This is a genomic window from Selenomonas sp. CM52 (assembly GCF_000292955.1).
Classification (GTDB): domain Bacteria; phylum Bacillota; class Negativicutes; order Selenomonadales; family Selenomonadaceae; genus Selenomonas.
Genome location: NZ_ALNM01000020.1, coordinates 129,433 through 146,850, shown reverse-complemented (window position 1 = coordinate 146,850; position 17,418 = coordinate 129,433). Strand labels below are relative to the sequence as shown.

The window sequence follows — 17,418 nt, the reverse complement described above, 5'->3', positions numbered from 1 at the left end:
CATCTGAGCAACCAGAGTGTCACAACGAAATTATTTCATCAGCTCCTCCTGCGCGGCGCGCGGTTTTTCGCCCTTGGCGCGGCGCACGCGGCGGTAGCTGCCGTCGGGATGCATGAGCCAGGCGCGCGTGTTGTCGGCAAGGTATGTGGCAAGGAGCGCGAGCAGGCGCTTCTTGTGCGCCTTTTTGCGCACGGGCGTCATGAGTTCGATGCGGTTGTTGAGATTCCTCGGCATCCAGTCGGCGGACGAGAGGAAGACATCCTCCTTGCCGCCGTTATAGAAGCAGAAGATGCGGCTGTGTTCGAGGAAGCGACCGACGATGCTGCGCACGCGGATGTTTTCACTGACGTCCTTGAGTCCGGGGCGCAGCACGCAGATGCCGCGCACGATGAGGTCGATTTCGACGCCTGCGGTCGAGGCTTCGTAGAGTTTGGCGATGATGAAGCGGTCGAGCAGAGAATTCATCTTCGCTGCGATGTAGGCGCGTTCGCCCCGCTTGGCGTGCGCGATTTCCCGCTCGATGCTCTCGGTGATGCGCTCCCTCAGCGTCAGCGGGGCGACGGCGAGGCGATTCCAGACGGGCGGATCGGAGAAGCCCGAGAGAAAGTTGAAGAACGCCGAGGCGTCGACGCCCGTGAGGACGTCGGCGGTGAAGAGGCCGACATCGGTGTAGATCTTCGCCGTCGCGCCGTTGTAGTTGCCCGTCGCGAGATGGCAGTAGCGGCGGATGCCGTCTTCTTCACGCCGTATGACCATCGTGATCTTCGAGTGCGTCTTGAGCCCCAAGATGCCGTAGATGACGTGGCAGCCCGCTTCTTCGAGACGGCGCGCCATGAGGATGTTGTTCTCCTCGTCGAAACGCGCCTTGACCTCCATGAGCACGGTGACCTGCTTGCCGTTTTTCGCGGCCTCTTCGAGCGCGGCGATGATGGGCGAGTCGCCTGCGACACGGTAGAGCGTCTGCTTGATGGCGAGCGTGCGCTCGTCGGCGGCGGCACGGGCGAGGAAGCCTTCCACGATGGCGAAGGAGTCGAATGGATGGTGCACGAGGATGTCGTCTTTTTCAATCGCCTGCCAGATGTCGCCTTCGGCGGCAAGCTCTGCCGGGCGCGGGGAAAAGCGCGGGTAGCGCAGGCGGTCGAAACCCGCGAGATTGGCGAGCGCGGCGAAGAATGCGGCGCCGAGCGGGCCTTTTGCACGATAGACGTCCATTTCCTCCAGCGAAAGCTGCTCCTTGAGGAAATCGAGGAGATCGGCGGGAAAGTCCTCGGCGACTTCAAGGCGCACGGCTGCGCCCTTGCGCCTTTTTTCGAGCGATTTCTCGACTTCTGCCAAGAGGTCTTCGACGTCGTCGCGAATGTCGAGGTCGGCGTCGCGCGTGAGGCGGAAGGCCGCCGTCTGCACGATTTCCCAGCCCGTGAAGAAGCGTGCGGCGAAGAAGCGCAGAATGTCCTCCAAGAAGAGGAAGGTCGGCTCGCCCGGCAGTTTCCACAGGCGGTCGAGCACGGGCGCGGGCACGGGCACGATGGCGAGACGCTCGGCGCTTTCGCCCGCACGGCGAAGTTTCACGGCGAGGTTCAGGCTGCGGCTCGCGAGGAAGGGAAAGGGGTGCGCGGGGTCGAGCGCCATGGGCGTGACGACGGGATAGATCTCACGCTCGAAAAGCTCCGCGAGCCACAGCGCCCGCTCCCCCGTCAGCTCTTCGAGGCGCACGAAGCGTATGCCCTCGGCGGCGAGTTCTCGGGTGACGAGCGCGAGGCAGCGATAGATCGCGCGGTATTGGCGGTGCGCCTGACGCGAGACGGCGAGCATCTGCTCGCCGGGAGAAAGCCCTGCGATGTCCTTGTGCGCGACGCCGCTCGCGACGAGGTGCTTCAGGCCGGCGACGCGGATCATGAAGAATTCATCGAGGTTCGAGCAGGCGATGGCGATGAAGCGCAGGCGCTCCAACAGGGGATTCTCCTCGCGCGTCGATTCCTTGAGGACGCGCTGGTTGAAGCTCAGCCACGAACATTCGCGGTTCAGGAAATAGGCTCTTTTCAACATGTCCATGACGATTCCTCCTCACGCTTTGCACAGGACAGGCTCGATGCCGAAGATTTCACGAAAGAGCGCGGCGGTGCGTGCGAATGTCCAGCGAATCAAGGAGATGTCCTCTTCCGCTTCGAAGCGCACGCAAAGCTCCTCCTTTGAGAGCTTGACCGAGAGTTTTGCTATCTTGCCGCTGTGCCCTTGGTCGAGCGCGTCCGCAAGACGCAGGATGGCGCATAGCTTGAGCATCGTGACCTGCTGCTCGTGCGAAAGGCGCGCATAGTGCTCATCCTTGCTGCCGGGGTTCTCGCGGTTGTAGTAGTAGGCGACGCTCGCGACGATTTCCTTTTCCGCCTCGGAAACGCCGAAGAAGTCAGTGCCCATGATGATCTGATAGGAATAGCGGCTGTAGCGGCGCAGGTTGATGAACTTGCCCGTCTCGTGCAGGATCGCGCTGAGTCTGAGCAGCAAGAGTGCGCGCGAGGAAAGCCCATGTGCAACGCCCAAGGCGCAAAAGATCTCCGTGGCTGCCCGCTCGACGCGCGCGCAGTGCTCTCTCGTCGAGCCGTACTTCTCCGCTGTAGTGCGAGCGAGCTGTACGGTGCGCTCCTCCTGCTCGGCGAGGCACGAAAGTTCCGCCAGCTGCGCGCCGCGATAGACGCTGTAGCTCATGAGAAATGTCGTGCCCATGAGGAACATGCCCTTGACGCGCGTCGCACGCACGACTTCGCCGTAGAGGAGCAGTGTCGGCATGAGAAGATGGGCGCGGCTCTCGGTGACGGCGCAGCGCGTCATGAGCTTCTGCGGCGTCAGCCCCGCGAAGGAGTCGAGGAAGCGCAGGAAGTCCTCGCCCTCTACGAACGTATACGCGCCTTTCGCCCCCGGCGCGAGGAGCGCGGCGACGGTGCGCGCTTCGAGTCCCGAGAGCACGAGATGACGGATCGCATGATGCTCGATGCTCGGCCAGAGCGGCGAGAGCGTCGCGTGGATGTAGTCGCGCACGGCAGAGGGAAAGGTCAGGCTCTCGCGTTCCTTCTCGCTGAAATGCTCAAGGATGCTCAGGCTGCCGCTCGCGACGTTCTGCTGAAAGAGCAGCCTGCCCGCCTGCCAGCCCGTGAGGCCGAGTCCGCTCGACGTGATGTCCATGAGAAGCACGGGCTTTTCGCCGAAGTTCTCCGCATTCTCCAAAAGCTCGTGACTCAGAGCAAAGAACTTGTAGTAGATCTCCTGCGTCATGTCGGCGACTTCAACCGTAAAGCCTGTGCGAATGCGAATCTGATCGAGGATGCCGAGGCGATTTTCCGCCTCGCGCAGGACGGACGTGCCGATGGCAAAGACCTGCGTCAAGCCGTAGTCGGCGAGAAGCCGGCGAAAGCCTGCGAGGATGCGGCAAAGCTCGCGAATCGAGTCAAAGGAGAGCCGCCCGTGACGGAACACCTCCTCGCCGAACCGCGTCTCCTTGCGCACGCGCTCGATGATCTCGACATCGTCGAGCGCGGCGAATGATGCGATGAGGAGGCTCGTATGAACAGAGCCGATATGCACGACACCGTAGGTGAATCGCTGCTTCATGGGGCGTGTCGCCTCCTTTCTTTCGTTCTATTATAGCATAGGATCGGTTCTTTTTATCTCCATCATTTTATTGTTGAATGATGGAGATAATATCGTATTTGATGGAGATAAAAAGGCGGCTGTTCATATAAAAACAGGACGTCGCAGGAAAATTTCCCTCCTGCGGCGTCCTATTTTTATTTATGCGATTTCCCAGACCTTACCAGAACATCTGCACGCGTGTGTAGAAAGTTTTCGCGCTGCGGTCGCTTCCGAGCGACTTGCCGTGGAAGTAGGCCATGTCGATGTTCGTGTTCTTCATCGGCGCGTAGCTTGCGCCGATGGGACGGACGTTTATTCTGCCGTGATATCCTTCGTCAGCAGGTAGTAGTCGAGCGGGAAGATCTTGACGTTCTTGACGTTCGACTTGCCCACGACGGTCGTCGTCGGCACGATGAGGAAGATTGAGGGCTGATCTTCCATGATCTGCTGTGCCGCCTTCATGACGAGCGCATCTTTCTGTGCGGGGTCGAGCGCCGTGGCCATCTCGTCTATGATGGCGTCGAAGGCGGGGCTGGCGTAGCGGCTGTGGTTCGTGTTTTTGCCGCTCTTCGAGTAGAGCATGCCGCGCAGCCACGGGTACGGATCGTTCGTCGTCGCGACGGACCAATCTTCTTCGAGCAGGTCGAAGCCGCCGACTTCATCCACCTTGTCCGGCTCCTGCACATGAACCATCTTCACATCGATGCCGCCGGCACGAAGCTGCGATTCGATGGCTTCATAGAGCGTTGTCTTCGTGCCCCAGGTTGCGAAGCGGAGCGTCAGGGGCTTGCCGTCCTTTTCGTACATGCCCTGCGCGTTCTTCTTCCAGCCTGCCGCCGCAAAGAGCGCCTCGGATTTCGCCGGATCGTACGTGACCTTCTGTCCCGTGTGCCCGTAGGGGACGCTCGGCGGGAACGGCTCGCCCGCTGCTACGGAATTGCCGTAGGACTTGGCGAGGGCGTCGTTGTCGAGCATGTAGGCGAGCGCTTTTCTGAGGTTCTTGTCCGTGAAAATGCCATCGCCTTGGTATGGCGTGACCATGAAGACGCGCACGCCTGTCGTCTCGTAGATGGTATAATCGGGCTTGTCTGCGAAGAGGCTGCGGTTTGCCTCCGTCATGCGCTGCATGAGGTCGATCTCGCCCGACTGCAGCGCCATGGCGCGCGAGGTGTCGTCCTCGAAGAGCTTGACCGTGACCGTGTCAAGCCCGGGCTTGCCGTCCCAATAGTGCTCGTTGCGCTTCATCTGAATCTCGGAGCCTTTCTTCCATTCCGTGATGGTATAAGGTCCGGTGAGAACGGGCGTGGAGGCGACCTTCGACATGTCCGCCTGCGTGTTGACGATGATGAAGAGCGGGTCGGAAAGCGCCGAGATCAAGGAGGCGTTGGGCGCTTCCGTCTCGATGACGATGTTTTCCCCGTCTACGCGGATTTCTTTCGCATGCAGAGCCTTTTTCGCACGGTCGTTTTCCTGCATCGTGCGCTCGAGCGACGCCTTGACCAGCTCGGGCGTCATCGGCGTGCCGTCCTGGAACTTTACGTTCGGGCGGATGTGGAAGCGCCACGTCGTCGGATTGACGTGCTCCCACTTGTCGGCGAGCTGCGGCACGAACTCCATGTGCTCGTTGACGGCGACGAGCGTTTCGCCCGCGCCGATGCGCGTCAGCGTCCAGCCGTCCCAGGCGTGCGCGGGGTCGAGCGTCTCGCCGAACCACCAAAGGGCGAGATTGAGATGCCCTGCCTTGCTCTTCATGCCGCCCCCGCCGCAGCCTGTGAAGGCCAGGAGGGAGCAGATGAGGAAGATTGCGGTAAAGATACGTTTCATGAATAAACCTCCCCGTGGAAAATACAGCAGCATTTTCCTCAAATGAATCTCGGACGCTTCCGCGTCCATCTCCTTGCAGGAACGGCTAAAAGACAAGGAATTGCGTACAGCCCCTTACTCTTGGCCGCACAGTTTTGTCATTCTGCATCCCTGCAATCTATGATACAAGCGGGGTGACGCCGCTTGGCAGACTCCGGTAAGATCGCGTGTCCTCAGCCGAGAAGCTCGCTCGCGTGCAGCAGCGCGAGCGTTGCTTCGTGCTTGGCATGGGCGAGGTCTTTTGCCGCGAGCGTCTCGACGAAGCGGCCGTCCGCGAGCACATAGATGCGCTCCGCCACATGCTGCACGGCGCCGAGTTCATGGCCGACGAAGAGTCCTGCGAAGCGGAAACGTCGGCGGAGCGCGGCGATGAGGTCGAGGATTTCTTTCTGCGTGATGACGTCGAGTGCGCTCGTCGGCTCGTCGAAGAGCACGATGTCCGGCTCTTGGAGCAGCGTTCGCGCGATGATGACGCGCTGCAGCTCGCCGCCCGAAAGCTGGTGCGGCAGGGCGGCGAGGACGGCGGGCGCGAGATGCACCTCGGCGAGCATGGCGAGGATGCGGCTTTCGAGCGCAGCTTTCGTCTCGCCTGCCTTTTCGAGTGCCGTGCGGAAGAAGTCGCGCATCTGCATGCGCGGCGAAAAGGCCTCGCGCGGATCTTGGAAGACCATGCGCACGATGCCCCTTTTCTGCACCGTGCCTTCGTCGGGCAGCTCTGAGCCCGCGATGATGCGAAAGAGCGTCGACTTGCCCGAGCCGCTTGCGCCGACGATGCCGCAGACTTCGCCAGGCGCGAGGCGAAGCGATACGCCGCGCAAGACTTCTTGCCTGCCGCGCGGCGTATCGAAGGACTTCTTTACGTCCGTGACCTCAAGGAGCGCGCGCATGTCTTCGTGCACGTCAGGCATTTCGCCTGTCCTCTTTTCTGCCGTCATGACTTCACCTCCAAGATCGCCGCCAAGAGTTCCTTCGTGTAGGCTTCCTGTGGCGCTTCCATGACTTCCTGCGTCGGGCCGGTTTCTACGACGCGCCCGTCCTTCAAGATCAGCAGGCGGTCGCTGAGGTAGGCGCCCGCGCGGATGTTGTGCGTGACGAAGATGAGAGCCGCGCCGCGCGACTGGTGGAGCTTCATGCGGTCGAGGAATTCGAGCGAAGCGATGGGGTCGAGCGCACTCGTCGGCTCGTCGAGCAGGAGGAGCTTCGGCGAGAGCGAGAGCGTGATCGCCGTCGCCGTGCGCTGGCGCTCGCCGCCCGACAGCTGGAACGGGTAGGCGCTGAGCACGCGCTTCGGGTCGGTGAAGCCGACGGCTCTGAGGCGGTCTTCCATCAGGGCCGGCCACTCCTTCTTGAGAACGCCGTGTGTACGCAGAAAGTCCTCGTACTGGCGGCGCACGCGCAGGTTCTGGTTCAGGTAGTTGCCGGGATTCTGGAAGACCATGGCGAAGTCGCGCCCTGCCAGTTCCTTTTGCAGTGCGGCATTCTTCAAAAGCGGTGCGCCGTGGTAGAGGATGTCGCCCGCGATCGCTTTGCCCTCGTGCGGCAGAAGCCCGAGGATGGCGCGCAGGAGCGTCGATTTGCCCGAGCCGCTTGCGCCGATGATGGAAAGCGCCTCGCCTGCCTCCAATGCGAGCGACACGTCGTCGAGGACGCGCTTTTTCGCCACATCAATGGAAAGGTGATCGACGGCGAGGAAGGGCAGATGCGGCGAGGATTTCGCGCTGTGCGCGGCTGTGTTCTTTTCGCTCATGATTTCTCCCCCCTCCTTTCCCAGCGCGGCTCGAAGATGTCGCGCAGTTCGTCGCCCATGAGGCTGAAGAGGATGACCGTGATGAAGATGGCAAGTCCGGGGAACATCAAGAGCCACGGCGCCGTCTGCATGTAGTCCTTCGATCCCATGAGGAGCATGCCCCATTCGGGTGTCGGCGGCTGGATGCCGATGCCGATGAGCGACAGTCCCGCGACGATGAGCACGATGTCGCTCAAGTGCTGGAAGAAGAAGACGAACATCTGCGGCACGACGTTCGGCAGCACATAGCGAAAGAGCCGCCGCGAAAACGGGATGCCAGACGCGTCAGCGTAGCGCACGTAAGGCTTCTCGCGCTCCGTGCGAACGATCGTGCGCACGATGCGCGCATACTCCGCCCACGTCGTGATGAAGACGGCGAGGATGACGTTGCCGACGTTCGGCCCTAGGAAGCCGAGGAGCGCGACGAGGAAGACGCGGCTCGGAAAGGCGAGGAAGAAGTCGACGATTCCCGTCGAGATGAACTGCATGCGGCCGCGCGTCAGAGCCATCGCCGCGCCGACGCCGATGCCGAAGACGGCAGAGAGGATGCCGCTCACAAGGGACGCCGAAAGGCTCGCCTGGCCGCCGACGAGGACGCGCGAGAGAAGGTCGCGCCCGAGCTGATCCGTACCGAGGATGTGCTCTGCCGACGGCGGCAGGAGGCGTGCGCCCATGTCGTTCGTATAGGCGTCGTAGGGGAGGAAAGGCGGCACGGCGAACATCGCGGCGATCCACAGGAGAAGGAGCGCTGCGAGCACGCAGAAGAGTGGGTCGCGCCTCATGCGCGAGAAGAAGAGCCCCATGTCAGCCCACCTCCTGTTCACGCACCTTAGGATTCAGCCACAGGCAGAGGATGTCCGCCGCGAGGTTGACGAGGATGAAGATGCCCGCACCCCAGAGGACGTAGGCCTGCATGAGCGTGAAATCGTTGTTCTTTATGGCCTCGACCATCAAAAAGCCCATGCCGCGCCAGCCGAAGATCGCCTCGATGACGACCGTGCCGCCCAAGAGGCTGCCAAAGGACAGGCCGAACATCGTGATGATGTTCGGCAGCGCGTTCGGCATGATGTAGCGCCAGAGGATGCGCGAATCCGAAAGCCCGAGGGCGCGCGCGCCCGTCACATAGTCCTTTTGATGCTCTTCGAGGAGCGCACCGCGCAGACGGCGCACATACAGCCCCATGTAGTAGAAGGAGAGCACGAGAGACGGCAGAATCAGCCCCGTGAGTCCCGTCGTATGGATTGGTATCAAAGACAGCTTGACCGAGAAGATGTAGATGAAGATCAAAGACAGCCATATCGTTGGTATCGTGATACCAAAGAACGAGCCGAAGCGAATGACGAGATCGAGCGGCCGCGCATAGAAGCGAAATGCGAGAACTGCGAGCGGCACGGAGATGAGGATCGAAAGCCCCATCGCCGAAACCGCCAGAAGAATCGTGTTTGGTATCGCGTCCTTTAAGAGCGTCGCCACGGGCATGGAGAAGAGCAGCGAGTAGCCGAGATCGCCCGAGAGGAGGTCACGCAGCCATACGAAATACTGCACCCAGATCGGCTCGTCGAGTCCGTAGCGCGCGCACCTCCGCGATCAACTCGGGCGTCGGGATGATTCCCGAGCGAATCATGTAGAGCTTCACGGGATCGGAGTCCGACGTGTGCATGAGGATGAAGGTGATGACCGAGAGCAAAAAGAGGATGACGAGCATCATCAAGAGACGACGCAGGAGGATTTGTGCCATAGATCTTTCCTTTCTGTTCGATTGCGCTGCCTTACGGACGCTTGGCGAAAATCCATGCAGCAAGGCTTACGGCGAGGACAAGAAGCCAGGCAAGGGCGCCGCTCGTGTTGCCGAGGAAGGTGTCCGAGAGTGGTGCCGTCATGCCGATGAGGGAAAGCCCCGCGAGGAGCGCCGGCAGTTTCCAGACGGACGCCATGAGGGAGCGGCCTCCTCCGTCGGCAAAGACAGGGCGGCGCTCCTTCTGCTTGTGGCAGCGACGCCACCAGCCGAGGAAGCCCGTGACGACGACGGTGATCGTCAAGATGTCGAGCAGCGCCCAAAAGAGCTTCAAGAGAATCGTCGAATGGTTATGGATGTGGAGGTCGAGCAGCGAGGCGCAGACGGCCAAGTAGCGCGGCAGCGGCTCAGTGAAGTGCAGGAGCTCGCCGTCTGCCGTACGGGAAAAGAGCACCTTCTGCCCCATGAACATCGCGGGGTGCGCCGCATCCGTCAGGTAGAGCGTCGCAGGGAGCTTGCCCGTCGCGGCCTCCATGCTCAGGACATCCTGCTCGGGGAAGGCTTCTTTCGCATAGGCGAGCATATCCTCGTAGCGGACGCTCGCAGCATCCCCCTGCGGCGCGTGGGCGTCGACATCCGCGAGGTAAGCGCCGTAGCCCACGGAGAAGATGACGATGGCAACGCCGCTCAAGGTCAGAAGCCCCGCCCAGACCGCCGTGACGACGCCGAGGAAGTTGTGCCAGTCGAAGGAGCTGCCCGCCGAGACGCCGCCGCGCGTGCCGCCGAAAAGGCGGCGGCGCATGAAGGTCGGATAGAGCAGCAGGCCGCCGAGAATGGAGAGGAAGCTGAGGAAACACATAATGCCGAGGAAGATCATACCGCCCTGCCCCATGGCGAGCCGCAGGTGCAGGATGTGCAGCGTGTGCATGAGGCTCGCGACGGCAGGCGACTTCACTGCGCCGCTGCGCCACGGAACGGCCTGTTCCGTCATGGGCGAATAGGCGATCTGCGTGCCACCCATGCTCATGCGCCCCGTGCGCCCGTGACTGCCCTTGTCAGCGATGCGGTAGAGCAGAAGCCCATGCTCGGGCATGGCGGAAATGGCCTGCACCTTCTTGTCGGGGTTCTCTTCCAGGACCTTGTCGAGTCCGGCAGAAGTTCCCTGCCAGAGCACATGGTAGGAGGAGTCTCCCGCATGGGGCAGAGGCTCGACGCGGTTCCACTGCGTGATCTCCTCCTTGAAGAGAAGAGGCAGCCCCGTGAGGCAAAGCAGGAGGAAAAACACTGCACAGATCGCACTGATCCAGCGGTGCAGACGATAGAGAAGTAACATGAAAAAGACTCCTTTCTTTTCAGAAGTGGTTTTGCGTCGGGCGGTCTCATGCGGGATCGGGCTGAAATACCATAGAAGGGAAGCCCTGCCTTTCACGGGCTTCCCTCCCGGCTAAGAATCCGTTTGCCGCAGTTCACCAAAGCCCCAAGACTTTCCACCAGGCCGCGCCGATCGTCAGGTAAATCAGTGTCGTTATGGTCGTCATGATGAAGCCGTTCTTCCACCATTCGCCCTGCGAGACGTAGTCGCCGCCAAAGTAGATGGGGGCGCAGCCGTTGCCGTAGTGCGTGAGGGAAATCGGCACGTCGGCGAAAATGCCGAAGACGATAGCGACCAAAAGAGGCGGTGCACCGACGGTGACGCTGACGGCGATGAACGCCGCATAGAGTGCACTGATGCGCGCCGTGACGCTGGCAAACGCATAGTGAATGTAAGTGTAGAAAAGCAGGATGATGAGGCAGGAGATGACCCAGTCAAAACCGAGCGAGGAAATCGCCGCGCCGGCGCCGTTGGCAATCCAAGTGATAATGCCGGATTTTGCGAGAGCCGAGGCGAGCGTCATCAAGGAGCCCATCCAAAACATCGCGTCCCACGCGCCTTTTTCCTTGATGACATCCTGCCAGTTGATGATGTCGAGCATGATCATGAGGCAGACCGCACCCATGGCGACGGGCGTTGCGTCGATGCCCGTGAGTCCTGAGCTTGCCCAAAGCGCGAGGGAGGCGACGAAGATGACGGACAGCCCTTTCTCGGCAAGGCTCATCGGACCCATTTCGGACAATTCGCGCTGCGCCAGTCCCTTCGCGTCGGGAATGCGCACGAGTTCGGGCGGAGAGAGCTTCATCATGACATAGGGAACGAGCAGGAGCGCGATGAGTCCCGGCACGATGGCAGCGCTCGCCCAGCCCATCCATGTGACATGAACGCCCAGCGTCTTTTCGGCGAGCGCCACGCAGAGCGGGTTGCCCGCCATCGAGGTCACGAACATCGTGCAGGTCACGGCATCCGTATGGTAGCCGACCTGCATGAGATAAGTGCCGATGCGCCGCGCACTCTCGCCGGGCTTCGAGCCAAGAGCTTCTGCCAGGGAGCGCACGATCGGATAGAGGATGCCGCCGCCGCGTGCCGTGGCCGAAGGTGTCGCGGGCGAAATCACAAGTTCGCTCAGAGCGATGGCGTAACCGAGCGACAGCGCACTCTTGCCGATCGCCTCGATGATGCGAAAGGCGATGCGCTTGCCGAGTCCGCTCTTGATGAAGCCGCGCGAATAGAGGAAGGCGCAGACGATCAGCCAGATCGTGCTGTTGCCGTAGCCCGCCAGGGCGTCCGAGGTCTTCAAAAGCCCCGCCCAGACGGAAAAGGAAATCGCGATGAAGGCCACCGCGCCGATGGGCAGCGGATGCAGGATAAAGCCGAGCACCGTCGCGACAAAGACCGCGAGCAAATGCCAGGCGAGCGGTGTGACGCCGTCAGGAATCGGCAGGAACCACAGGACGATTCCGACGCCGATCGTGAGGAGAGCGTTTCTTCTGTTAGCGTTCATGTTTTCACCCCATCTGAAAATATGAGTTCTCAGCCGCAGTCCCCATTTGCTGAAAGCATTTTTCTGCGGCACCTTTGGAAGCGATGGACGTACAAGGCATACAGCTGGACGTTTGCGCGGAGAGGTGCGCGTTGCGTCCTTTCACATTCGCAAAATAAAAGCAGCCCCTTTCCTGCAAGTGGGAAATGGGCTGCAAAATATCCTTGCCTTGCCGCATGCCGTGCTGCATGTGCGCACGAAACCATCGCTGGAACAACATCCAAAAGACGTGAACCAATCGGAAGGCGCAGATCCCCTCCCCATCGCTCGCAGGTCAGACGGTGATCGTCGATCAGGCAGTTCTCCTGGCTCCAGTTCATCGCTCCTCTGCGCCTTCCCGGGTCTCCCCAGTGACTTTTCCTGCAGATTCGCTCGCTGTTACAGTGGCGGGACCGCGCCGGCTCTTCCGGCTTCTCTATTGAGTCTTGCGACACCTGATCCGTCAATATGCTGTTTGTTGTTTATCGTAATGATGGCTTCCAAAAGGAAGAATATCATTGCTTTCGGTTATTGTCAAGAGATGTCGGCAGGCGTATCACAACCAGCATCGGATTCCATCTTTTCACTCTGAAGCTGTCTTCTTGACAATAGTCAAATTCAGATATAATATGACTATATCAATGGGAGGGATTTTTATGTCGTCATTAGCGGAAACGATTCGCCCTTCGGCAGACCTGCGCGGCAGATACAGCGAGATTTCGCGGCAGTGCCGGGAGGATCGCAAGGCCGTGATCATCACGGTGAACGGGCGCGGAGACACGGTGTCTCTCGGATATGAACAGTATCAGCAGATGAAAGCGCAGATCGAGCTTCTTGAAATCCTCGGGGAAGCGGAAGAAGATGTCCGAAACGGACGCGTCGCCCCCATGCAGGAGAGCTTTGATTCGCTCCGCGCGGAACTCCTTTCGAGGGAATAGCGATGGCATATCGGATTGTGCGCACGGCAAAGGCAGACGAACAGCTGCGGGACATCGTCCTCTATCGTGCGGAGGTTGCGGGAAACGCTGAGGCTGCCTTGGAGTTTCTTGATCGCTTAAAGCAGAAGATCGACCGTCTGGCGGACTTCCCGGAAAGCGGCTCTTTCCCCCGCTATGGCGCTCTTCGAGCGAGAGGGTATCGCGTGCTGATTGCCGAGAAGCATCTCGTGTTTTACAAAGTCGACAAGGAGCGCAAGATGGTCATTGTTTATGCCATCGTAGATGGACGAAGGGATTACTTGAACTTGATCTGACGCGTCGCCGGTCAGCCGTTTTCGTAGCCCGAGGGAAGATAGCTCTTCAACGTTTCCTAGATCGTGTCCGAATACATTGCGCATACCTTGCTCGGCGTCAAGCATGGGATATCGCTGTCTGTAAAGTCGCTCGCATCTCTGGTGACAATGTATCTCACATCCACGGCGCGTCCGCATTCCATCTGCAGACAATCCTCGAAATCCTTGAATCGCTTATTTGCAAGCGCGAGCCTCAGTTTTCTGTCATCCACTGATATAACGGAAAAAATATCGAAAAGATCTAATAGAATATCATGGCATTCGTCTGAGGGATAATACTTCTGCAATATAAAAACTACACGCACAAACGTCCACTTTGTGGACATTGTGCGCCGCCCTTAATGAAAGTTACCCAATCAGCCTGCGCCTCTGGCTTGGCCTCTTGGACTTTCATAATAAAACAGATTCGTTATGGTATGTGCCGCCAGATATCCGTGAATCTGCTTGTTTTTGCACATCTTTAACACTTGGCGAGAGTCATGCAGAAAAGGCTCCCGCCCGACTAAGACGTCCATGATGACATTGGTATCAATCAACATCCGCATATTTTTTCTCCAGCATTTCCATCAAGTCTTTTTTATAGTCTCCGCTGCTGATACCCGGTTTGGCATGAGACAGAAGCCGGTCATAAGCCTGTTGCGCCTTATCATCGTCATTGATACGGAGCTGGTCGTTATTCGGCAATGAATAGGTTTTGGTCTCATCTACAAAGTCATCCGTGACGATGATTTTTAGAATCTGATATTTTTTCAGACTTGCTCCTTCCAAGAGCTGCACGTTTGCACCGTCATAATACCCAGCTAGTTCTAACATGCGATTTCCTCCTCGTATTTTGGCTGGATGGCACGCGCCGCCCCTTCAATACTGCTGCATCTCGTTCAAAAGTGCGAGCTTCATCTCGTAGTAGGCGGGGCTCATGTCGAGGTAGTGCGTGTGCGGGTTCTCGAAGCGCTGCTCCTCCTGCCAGATCTCGCGGTCGAGCTGCGCCTTGACGTAGGCGCGGATTTCTTCGAGCGACGGCTGCTTCGACACGAATTTGCCGTTCTTGATGACATCTTCCTGCAGCTCGCGCGCCGTGCAGTTCGTGAAGAAGCGGTGCTTCCACGGCTTCTTGGGGTCGATGTAGCGATAGGGCTTCGTCATGTCGGGCGTTTCGTCGGCGAGCGTCAGGAGGTCGGCGATGGCGTGGCCTTCTGCGTCGTAGATACGGTAGACCTTTTTCCTGCCGGGGTTCGTGATCTTCTCGACCGTTTCGGAGACTTTGATCTTCGCGAGAATCTCGCCGTCCTTTTCCACGGCGGCGAGCTTGTAGACCGCGCCGAAGACCGGCTCGCTCTTCGACGTGATCAGGCGTTCGCCCACGCCGAAGGCATCGATCTTGCCGCCCTGCGCGTTGAGAATCGAGGAGATCGTATACTCGTCGAGGCTGTTCGAGGCGATGATCTTGCAGTCGGAAAGCCCCGCCGCGTCGAGCATGGTGCGCACGCGCTTGGAGAGGTAGGCGAGGTCGCCCGAGTCGATGCGCACGCCCTTCAGTCTTTTGCCCAGCGGATCGAGCACGTCCTTGGCGGCGCGAATGGCGTTCGGAATGCCCGAATGTATGACGTCGTAGGTATCGACGAGGAAGACGGCGTTGTCGGGGTACGTCTCGGCATACTTCTTGAATGCCGTGTATTCGTCGTCATAGTACATGACCCAGCTGTGCGCCATCGTGCCGCTGACGGGGATGCCGAAGAGCTGGCCCGCGAGCACCGTCGCCGTCGAGGCCGCGCCGCCGATGTAGGCGGCGCGTGCGCCGTAGACAGCGGCGTCGACGTTGTGTGCGCGGCGTGCACCGAAGTCGGAGACGACGCGGCCGCCCGCCGCCCGCACGATGCGGCGCGTCTTCGTCGCGATGAGCGACTGGTGGTTGATCTCGGCGAGGAGCGCCGTCTCGACGAGCTGTGCGTCAATGATGGGCGCGGTCACGGTGAGGATCGGCTCTTCGGGGTACATGATCGTGCCCTCGCGAAATGCGCGGATGTCACCTGTGAAGCGGTAGCGCGCGAGGTAGTCGAGGAAGTCTTCGTCGAAGAGCGAGAGCGAGCGCAGGTAGTCGATGTCAGCAGGCGAGAAGTGCATCGCCTCGATGTACTCGACGATCTGCTCAAGCCCCGCGAAGATGGAAAAGCCGCCGCCGTCGGGGTGGCGGCGGAAGAAGACGTCGAAGGAGGCGCGTGTCTTCCTGGCCTCCTCGCCCTCGCGGAAATAGCCGTAGGCCATCGTCAGCTCATAAAGATCCATCATCATCGTGATGTTGCGCGATTCAAACTGTGCCATTGAGATCGTCCTTTCTGGCGGCCGCCGCAAAAGCGGCAATCGGTCGTCCCCGTCAATGGAAAATGCAGGAAGTGCTGAGAAAGAGCGATTCCTGCCTGGGCTCTTAAGAAAGCACTGATAAATTCAGCCTTTCCTTAGGAGCACGGATACATTCAACGCCGCCATTTTGGCGGCGTTTATTTTATTCGTGCCTCTTCAGCGTCTCGTATCTATGCCGCCAATCTTCCTTTCGCCGACGGAAAAGCCTGCGCCGCCCGTCTCTTCGTCCACATGCGCGAGGAGGTCGACGAACTGCGGCAACTCTTCCTTGCCCGAAGTCTTGTAGGAATCCGCCAGCGAAAGGAGCGCATCCGCGCTGCCCCGTCTGCCGTAGTCGCCCGCTGCGCCGTGCTTGCCGCGCAGCTTCGCCTCGCGCTCGTTCTCGGGAAGCTTCTCCCACGCCTTCGATGAAGTGAACTCGCGCCATTCGTCGGCAAGTGCGCGAAGGACGATGATGTAGGTGTCGTCGAGGTCGAATTTCGCGCTCTTCGCGTTTTCCAGCTCATCCATCGCGCGGTTGTAGCTTGCCTTGAGCTGGGCGACGCGCTCTTCGAGAAACGACGGCTTCTTCTCGCCGGCATCATACGCCCTGCCGTCGTGCGCCGCGCCCTTTTCCGCCGCGCCGCTCTGTGCGGCTTCTGTACTGCCATTTGTGCTCGCCGCACCGCCGTTCGCACTCGCCGCACTGCCATTTGTGCTCGCCGCGCCGCCTTGCACCTCCTGCCCTGCCTGTGCAGCAGGAGCGGCCTTTGCTGCCGCTGCCTCGCCTGCACCGGCCAGGGCGGGGGCAGCTCCGTCGCTAAAGCCCGACGCTCCTCCTTCGGGCGCGGCGGCAGAGTCGTTGGCGGCGGCTCTGCCGGCTTCAGCCGACGATGCACCGCCCGCACCGCTCGCAGAGGCGGCGGGCAGGCTTCCTGCGCCGCTCTTTGCAGCCTCCATCGCCTCGATCGCGACCTTGAGCTGCGCGTCCATGAGGATGCGGCGTGCAGCTTCTTTCGTCTTGGCACGCTTCAAGGCAGCCTTCAGTTCCTCGCGTGCGTCGTCCGCTTTCTTCGCCTTCTGGTAGAGCGCCTCGTCATTTTCCTTCAGGAGGCGAAGCTCCTCGGGCGTGAGTTTCTTGCCGCCGCGCGCTTTCTGCGAGATGATGGCGAGCCGCGTCGCATCCGTGACCTTGGCGAGCGTGCCGACGGTCTGCGGCTTCCTTTGACGCGCCTCCTCCGCGAAGTCCTTCTTGCTGTCCGTGAGCGAGATTGACTGTCCGGTCTTGATGCGCCAGTTCGCTTCCTTCTTCAGCTTCCACGTCGCCGTGTAGTCGCTGATCTTGCCAATCCATTCAAACATCGTGTCCCCTCCTTGGGTATGCGTCTGCTTCCTTGGGCAAAAATCCCTTGTCTTGTTATCGGCAAAGGGACGTGACTCCTTAAAAGCGCAGCGCTACTCCTCGTCTTCAAGGAACTTGCCGAGCACGTAGAACGTGCCGTGTCCCTTGGCGTAGATCTTGCCGTCCTCATCCTTGATCTCGCTCTCCAAGGTCATCGCGTGCTTGCCGTCGTGCAGACAGATGCCCGTCGCGATGATCGTCTTGGCGAGCGGCACGGCGTGCATGAAGTCCATCGAGAGCGACATCGTCACGACCTTCTTGTTTCGCGCGAGCGCGGCTGCGCCCATCGCCGTGTCGACGAGCGTCATCAAAACGCCGCCGTGCACGATGTTGTAGAGGTTCGTATGCTCGGGCTCGATCGTCAGACGAAGCTCTACAGTGCCGTCCGGCTTCGGCACGACGGCAGCATGCAGGTATTCGATGAACGGATTGAGATGGTAGAAGCGAATGATTTCCTGCTGTCTTTGGGTCAAAGGGAAGTCCATG

General features: G+C 60.1%; 17 protein-coding genes and 1 riboswitch. Of the genes, 2 read left to right on the top strand and 15 right to left on the bottom strand.

Annotated features, from left to right (window positions below; all coding sequences use genetic code 11):
- Window positions 1–30: 30 nt before the first annotated feature.
- The 10 genes from ppk1 to HMPREF1153_RS05050 form a co-directional block, all read right to left on the bottom strand.
- Window positions 31–2,052, bottom strand: coding sequence for a polyphosphate kinase 1 (ppk1, locus tag HMPREF1153_RS05090; RefSeq protein WP_009645879.1), 2,022 nt, complete (start codon window positions 2,050–2,052; stop codon window positions 31–33).
- 12 nt (window positions 2,053–2,064) lie between these two features.
- On the bottom strand, window positions 2,065–3,603 hold the full coding sequence (locus HMPREF1153_RS05085; RefSeq protein ID WP_009645856.1) for a Ppx/GppA phosphatase family protein: 1,539 nt from the start codon (window positions 3,601–3,603) through the stop codon (window positions 2,065–2,067).
- Between the two features lie 333 nt (window positions 3,604–3,936).
- Complete coding sequence (locus tag HMPREF1153_RS05080; RefSeq protein ID WP_009645804.1) at window positions 3,937–5,448, bottom strand: ABC transporter substrate-binding protein; 1,512 nt, start codon at window positions 5,446–5,448, stop codon at window positions 3,937–3,939.
- 212 nt (window positions 5,449–5,660) lie between these two features.
- Window positions 5,661–6,422 carry an ABC transporter ATP-binding protein gene (locus tag HMPREF1153_RS05075; protein ID WP_009645865.1) on the bottom strand — a complete coding sequence of 254 codons (762 nt, stop codon included), beginning with the start codon at window positions 6,420–6,422 and terminating at the stop codon, window positions 5,661–5,663.
- The gene (locus tag HMPREF1153_RS05070; protein ID WP_009645765.1) at window positions 6,419–7,234 is read right to left on the bottom strand and encodes an ATP-binding cassette domain-containing protein; all 816 of its coding nucleotides are present in this window, start codon (window positions 7,232–7,234) and stop codon (window positions 6,419–6,421) included. Before HMPREF1153_RS05070 ends, HMPREF1153_RS05075 begins: the two co-directional genes overlap by 4 nt.
- Window positions 7,231–8,076 (bottom strand): ABC transporter permease, encoded by an 846-nt coding sequence (locus tag HMPREF1153_RS05065; RefSeq protein ID WP_009645770.1) that lies wholly within the window; start codon window positions 8,074–8,076, stop codon window positions 7,231–7,233. The genes HMPREF1153_RS05070 and HMPREF1153_RS05065 overlap by 4 nt, the downstream gene beginning before the upstream one ends.
- Before the next feature lies 1 nt (window position 8,077).
- On the bottom strand, window positions 8,078–8,818 hold the full coding sequence (locus tag HMPREF1153_RS05060; RefSeq protein WP_009645862.1) for an ABC transporter permease: 741 nt from the start codon (window positions 8,816–8,818) through the stop codon (window positions 8,078–8,080).
- Window positions 8,793–9,011, bottom strand: coding sequence for a hypothetical protein (locus HMPREF1153_RS13020; RefSeq protein WP_009645781.1), 219 nt, complete (start codon window positions 9,009–9,011; stop codon window positions 8,793–8,795). The genes HMPREF1153_RS05060 and HMPREF1153_RS13020 overlap by 26 nt, the downstream gene beginning before the upstream one ends.
- A gap of 31 nt (window positions 9,012–9,042) precedes the next feature.
- Window positions 9,043–10,341 (bottom strand): PepSY-associated TM helix domain-containing protein, encoded by a 1,299-nt coding sequence (locus tag HMPREF1153_RS05055; protein ID WP_009645798.1) that lies wholly within the window; start codon window positions 10,339–10,341, stop codon window positions 9,043–9,045.
- Window positions 10,342–10,474: 133 nt separating this feature from the next.
- Window positions 10,475–11,884, bottom strand: a complete 1,410-nt coding sequence (locus tag HMPREF1153_RS05050; protein ID WP_009645759.1) for a DASS family sodium-coupled anion symporter — start codon at window positions 11,882–11,884, stop codon at window positions 10,475–10,477.
- 316 nt (window positions 11,885–12,200) lie between these two features.
- Window positions 12,201–12,376: riboswitch (cobalamin riboswitch) on the bottom strand.
- A 182-nt stretch (window positions 12,377–12,558) separates the two neighbouring features.
- Between HMPREF1153_RS05050 and HMPREF1153_RS05040 the strand changes: the two genes are divergently transcribed.
- Window positions 12,559–12,840 carry a type II toxin-antitoxin system Phd/YefM family antitoxin gene (locus HMPREF1153_RS05040; RefSeq protein ID WP_009645837.1) on the top strand — a complete coding sequence of 94 codons (282 nt, stop codon included), beginning with the start codon at window positions 12,559–12,561 and terminating at the stop codon, window positions 12,838–12,840.
- Between the two features lie 2 nt (window positions 12,841–12,842).
- Complete coding sequence (locus HMPREF1153_RS05035) at window positions 12,843–13,154, top strand: type II toxin-antitoxin system RelE/ParE family toxin (RefSeq protein WP_009645771.1); 312 nt, start codon at window positions 12,843–12,845, stop codon at window positions 13,152–13,154.
- Between the two features lie 395 nt (window positions 13,155–13,549).
- Here the strand turns inward: HMPREF1153_RS05035 and HMPREF1153_RS13225 are convergent, their stop codons facing one another.
- The 5 genes from HMPREF1153_RS13225 to HMPREF1153_RS05005 form a co-directional block, all read right to left on the bottom strand.
- The gene (locus tag HMPREF1153_RS13225; protein WP_369791797.1) at window positions 13,550–13,708 is read right to left on the bottom strand and encodes a hypothetical protein; all 159 of its coding nucleotides are present in this window, start codon (window positions 13,706–13,708) and stop codon (window positions 13,550–13,552) included.
- Window positions 13,709–13,721: 13 nt separating this feature from the next.
- A complete protein-coding gene (locus HMPREF1153_RS05020) occupies window positions 13,722–14,006 on the bottom strand; it encodes a hypothetical protein (RefSeq protein WP_009645824.1) in 285 nt (94 codons plus the stop codon).
- A gap of 45 nt (window positions 14,007–14,051) precedes the next feature.
- On the bottom strand, window positions 14,052–15,512 hold the full coding sequence (locus tag HMPREF1153_RS05015) for a nicotinate phosphoribosyltransferase (RefSeq protein WP_009645761.1): 1,461 nt from the start codon (window positions 15,510–15,512) through the stop codon (window positions 14,052–14,054).
- Between the two features lie 195 nt (window positions 15,513–15,707).
- Window positions 15,708–16,892, bottom strand: a complete 1,185-nt coding sequence (locus HMPREF1153_RS05010; protein WP_009645854.1) for a hypothetical protein — start codon at window positions 16,890–16,892, stop codon at window positions 15,708–15,710.
- A gap of 93 nt (window positions 16,893–16,985) precedes the next feature.
- Window positions 16,986–17,417: a PaaI family thioesterase gene (locus HMPREF1153_RS05005; protein ID WP_009645806.1), complete on the bottom strand. Its 432-nt coding sequence runs from the start codon at window positions 17,415–17,417 to the stop codon at window positions 16,986–16,988.
- Window position 17,418: the final 1 nt, after the last annotated feature.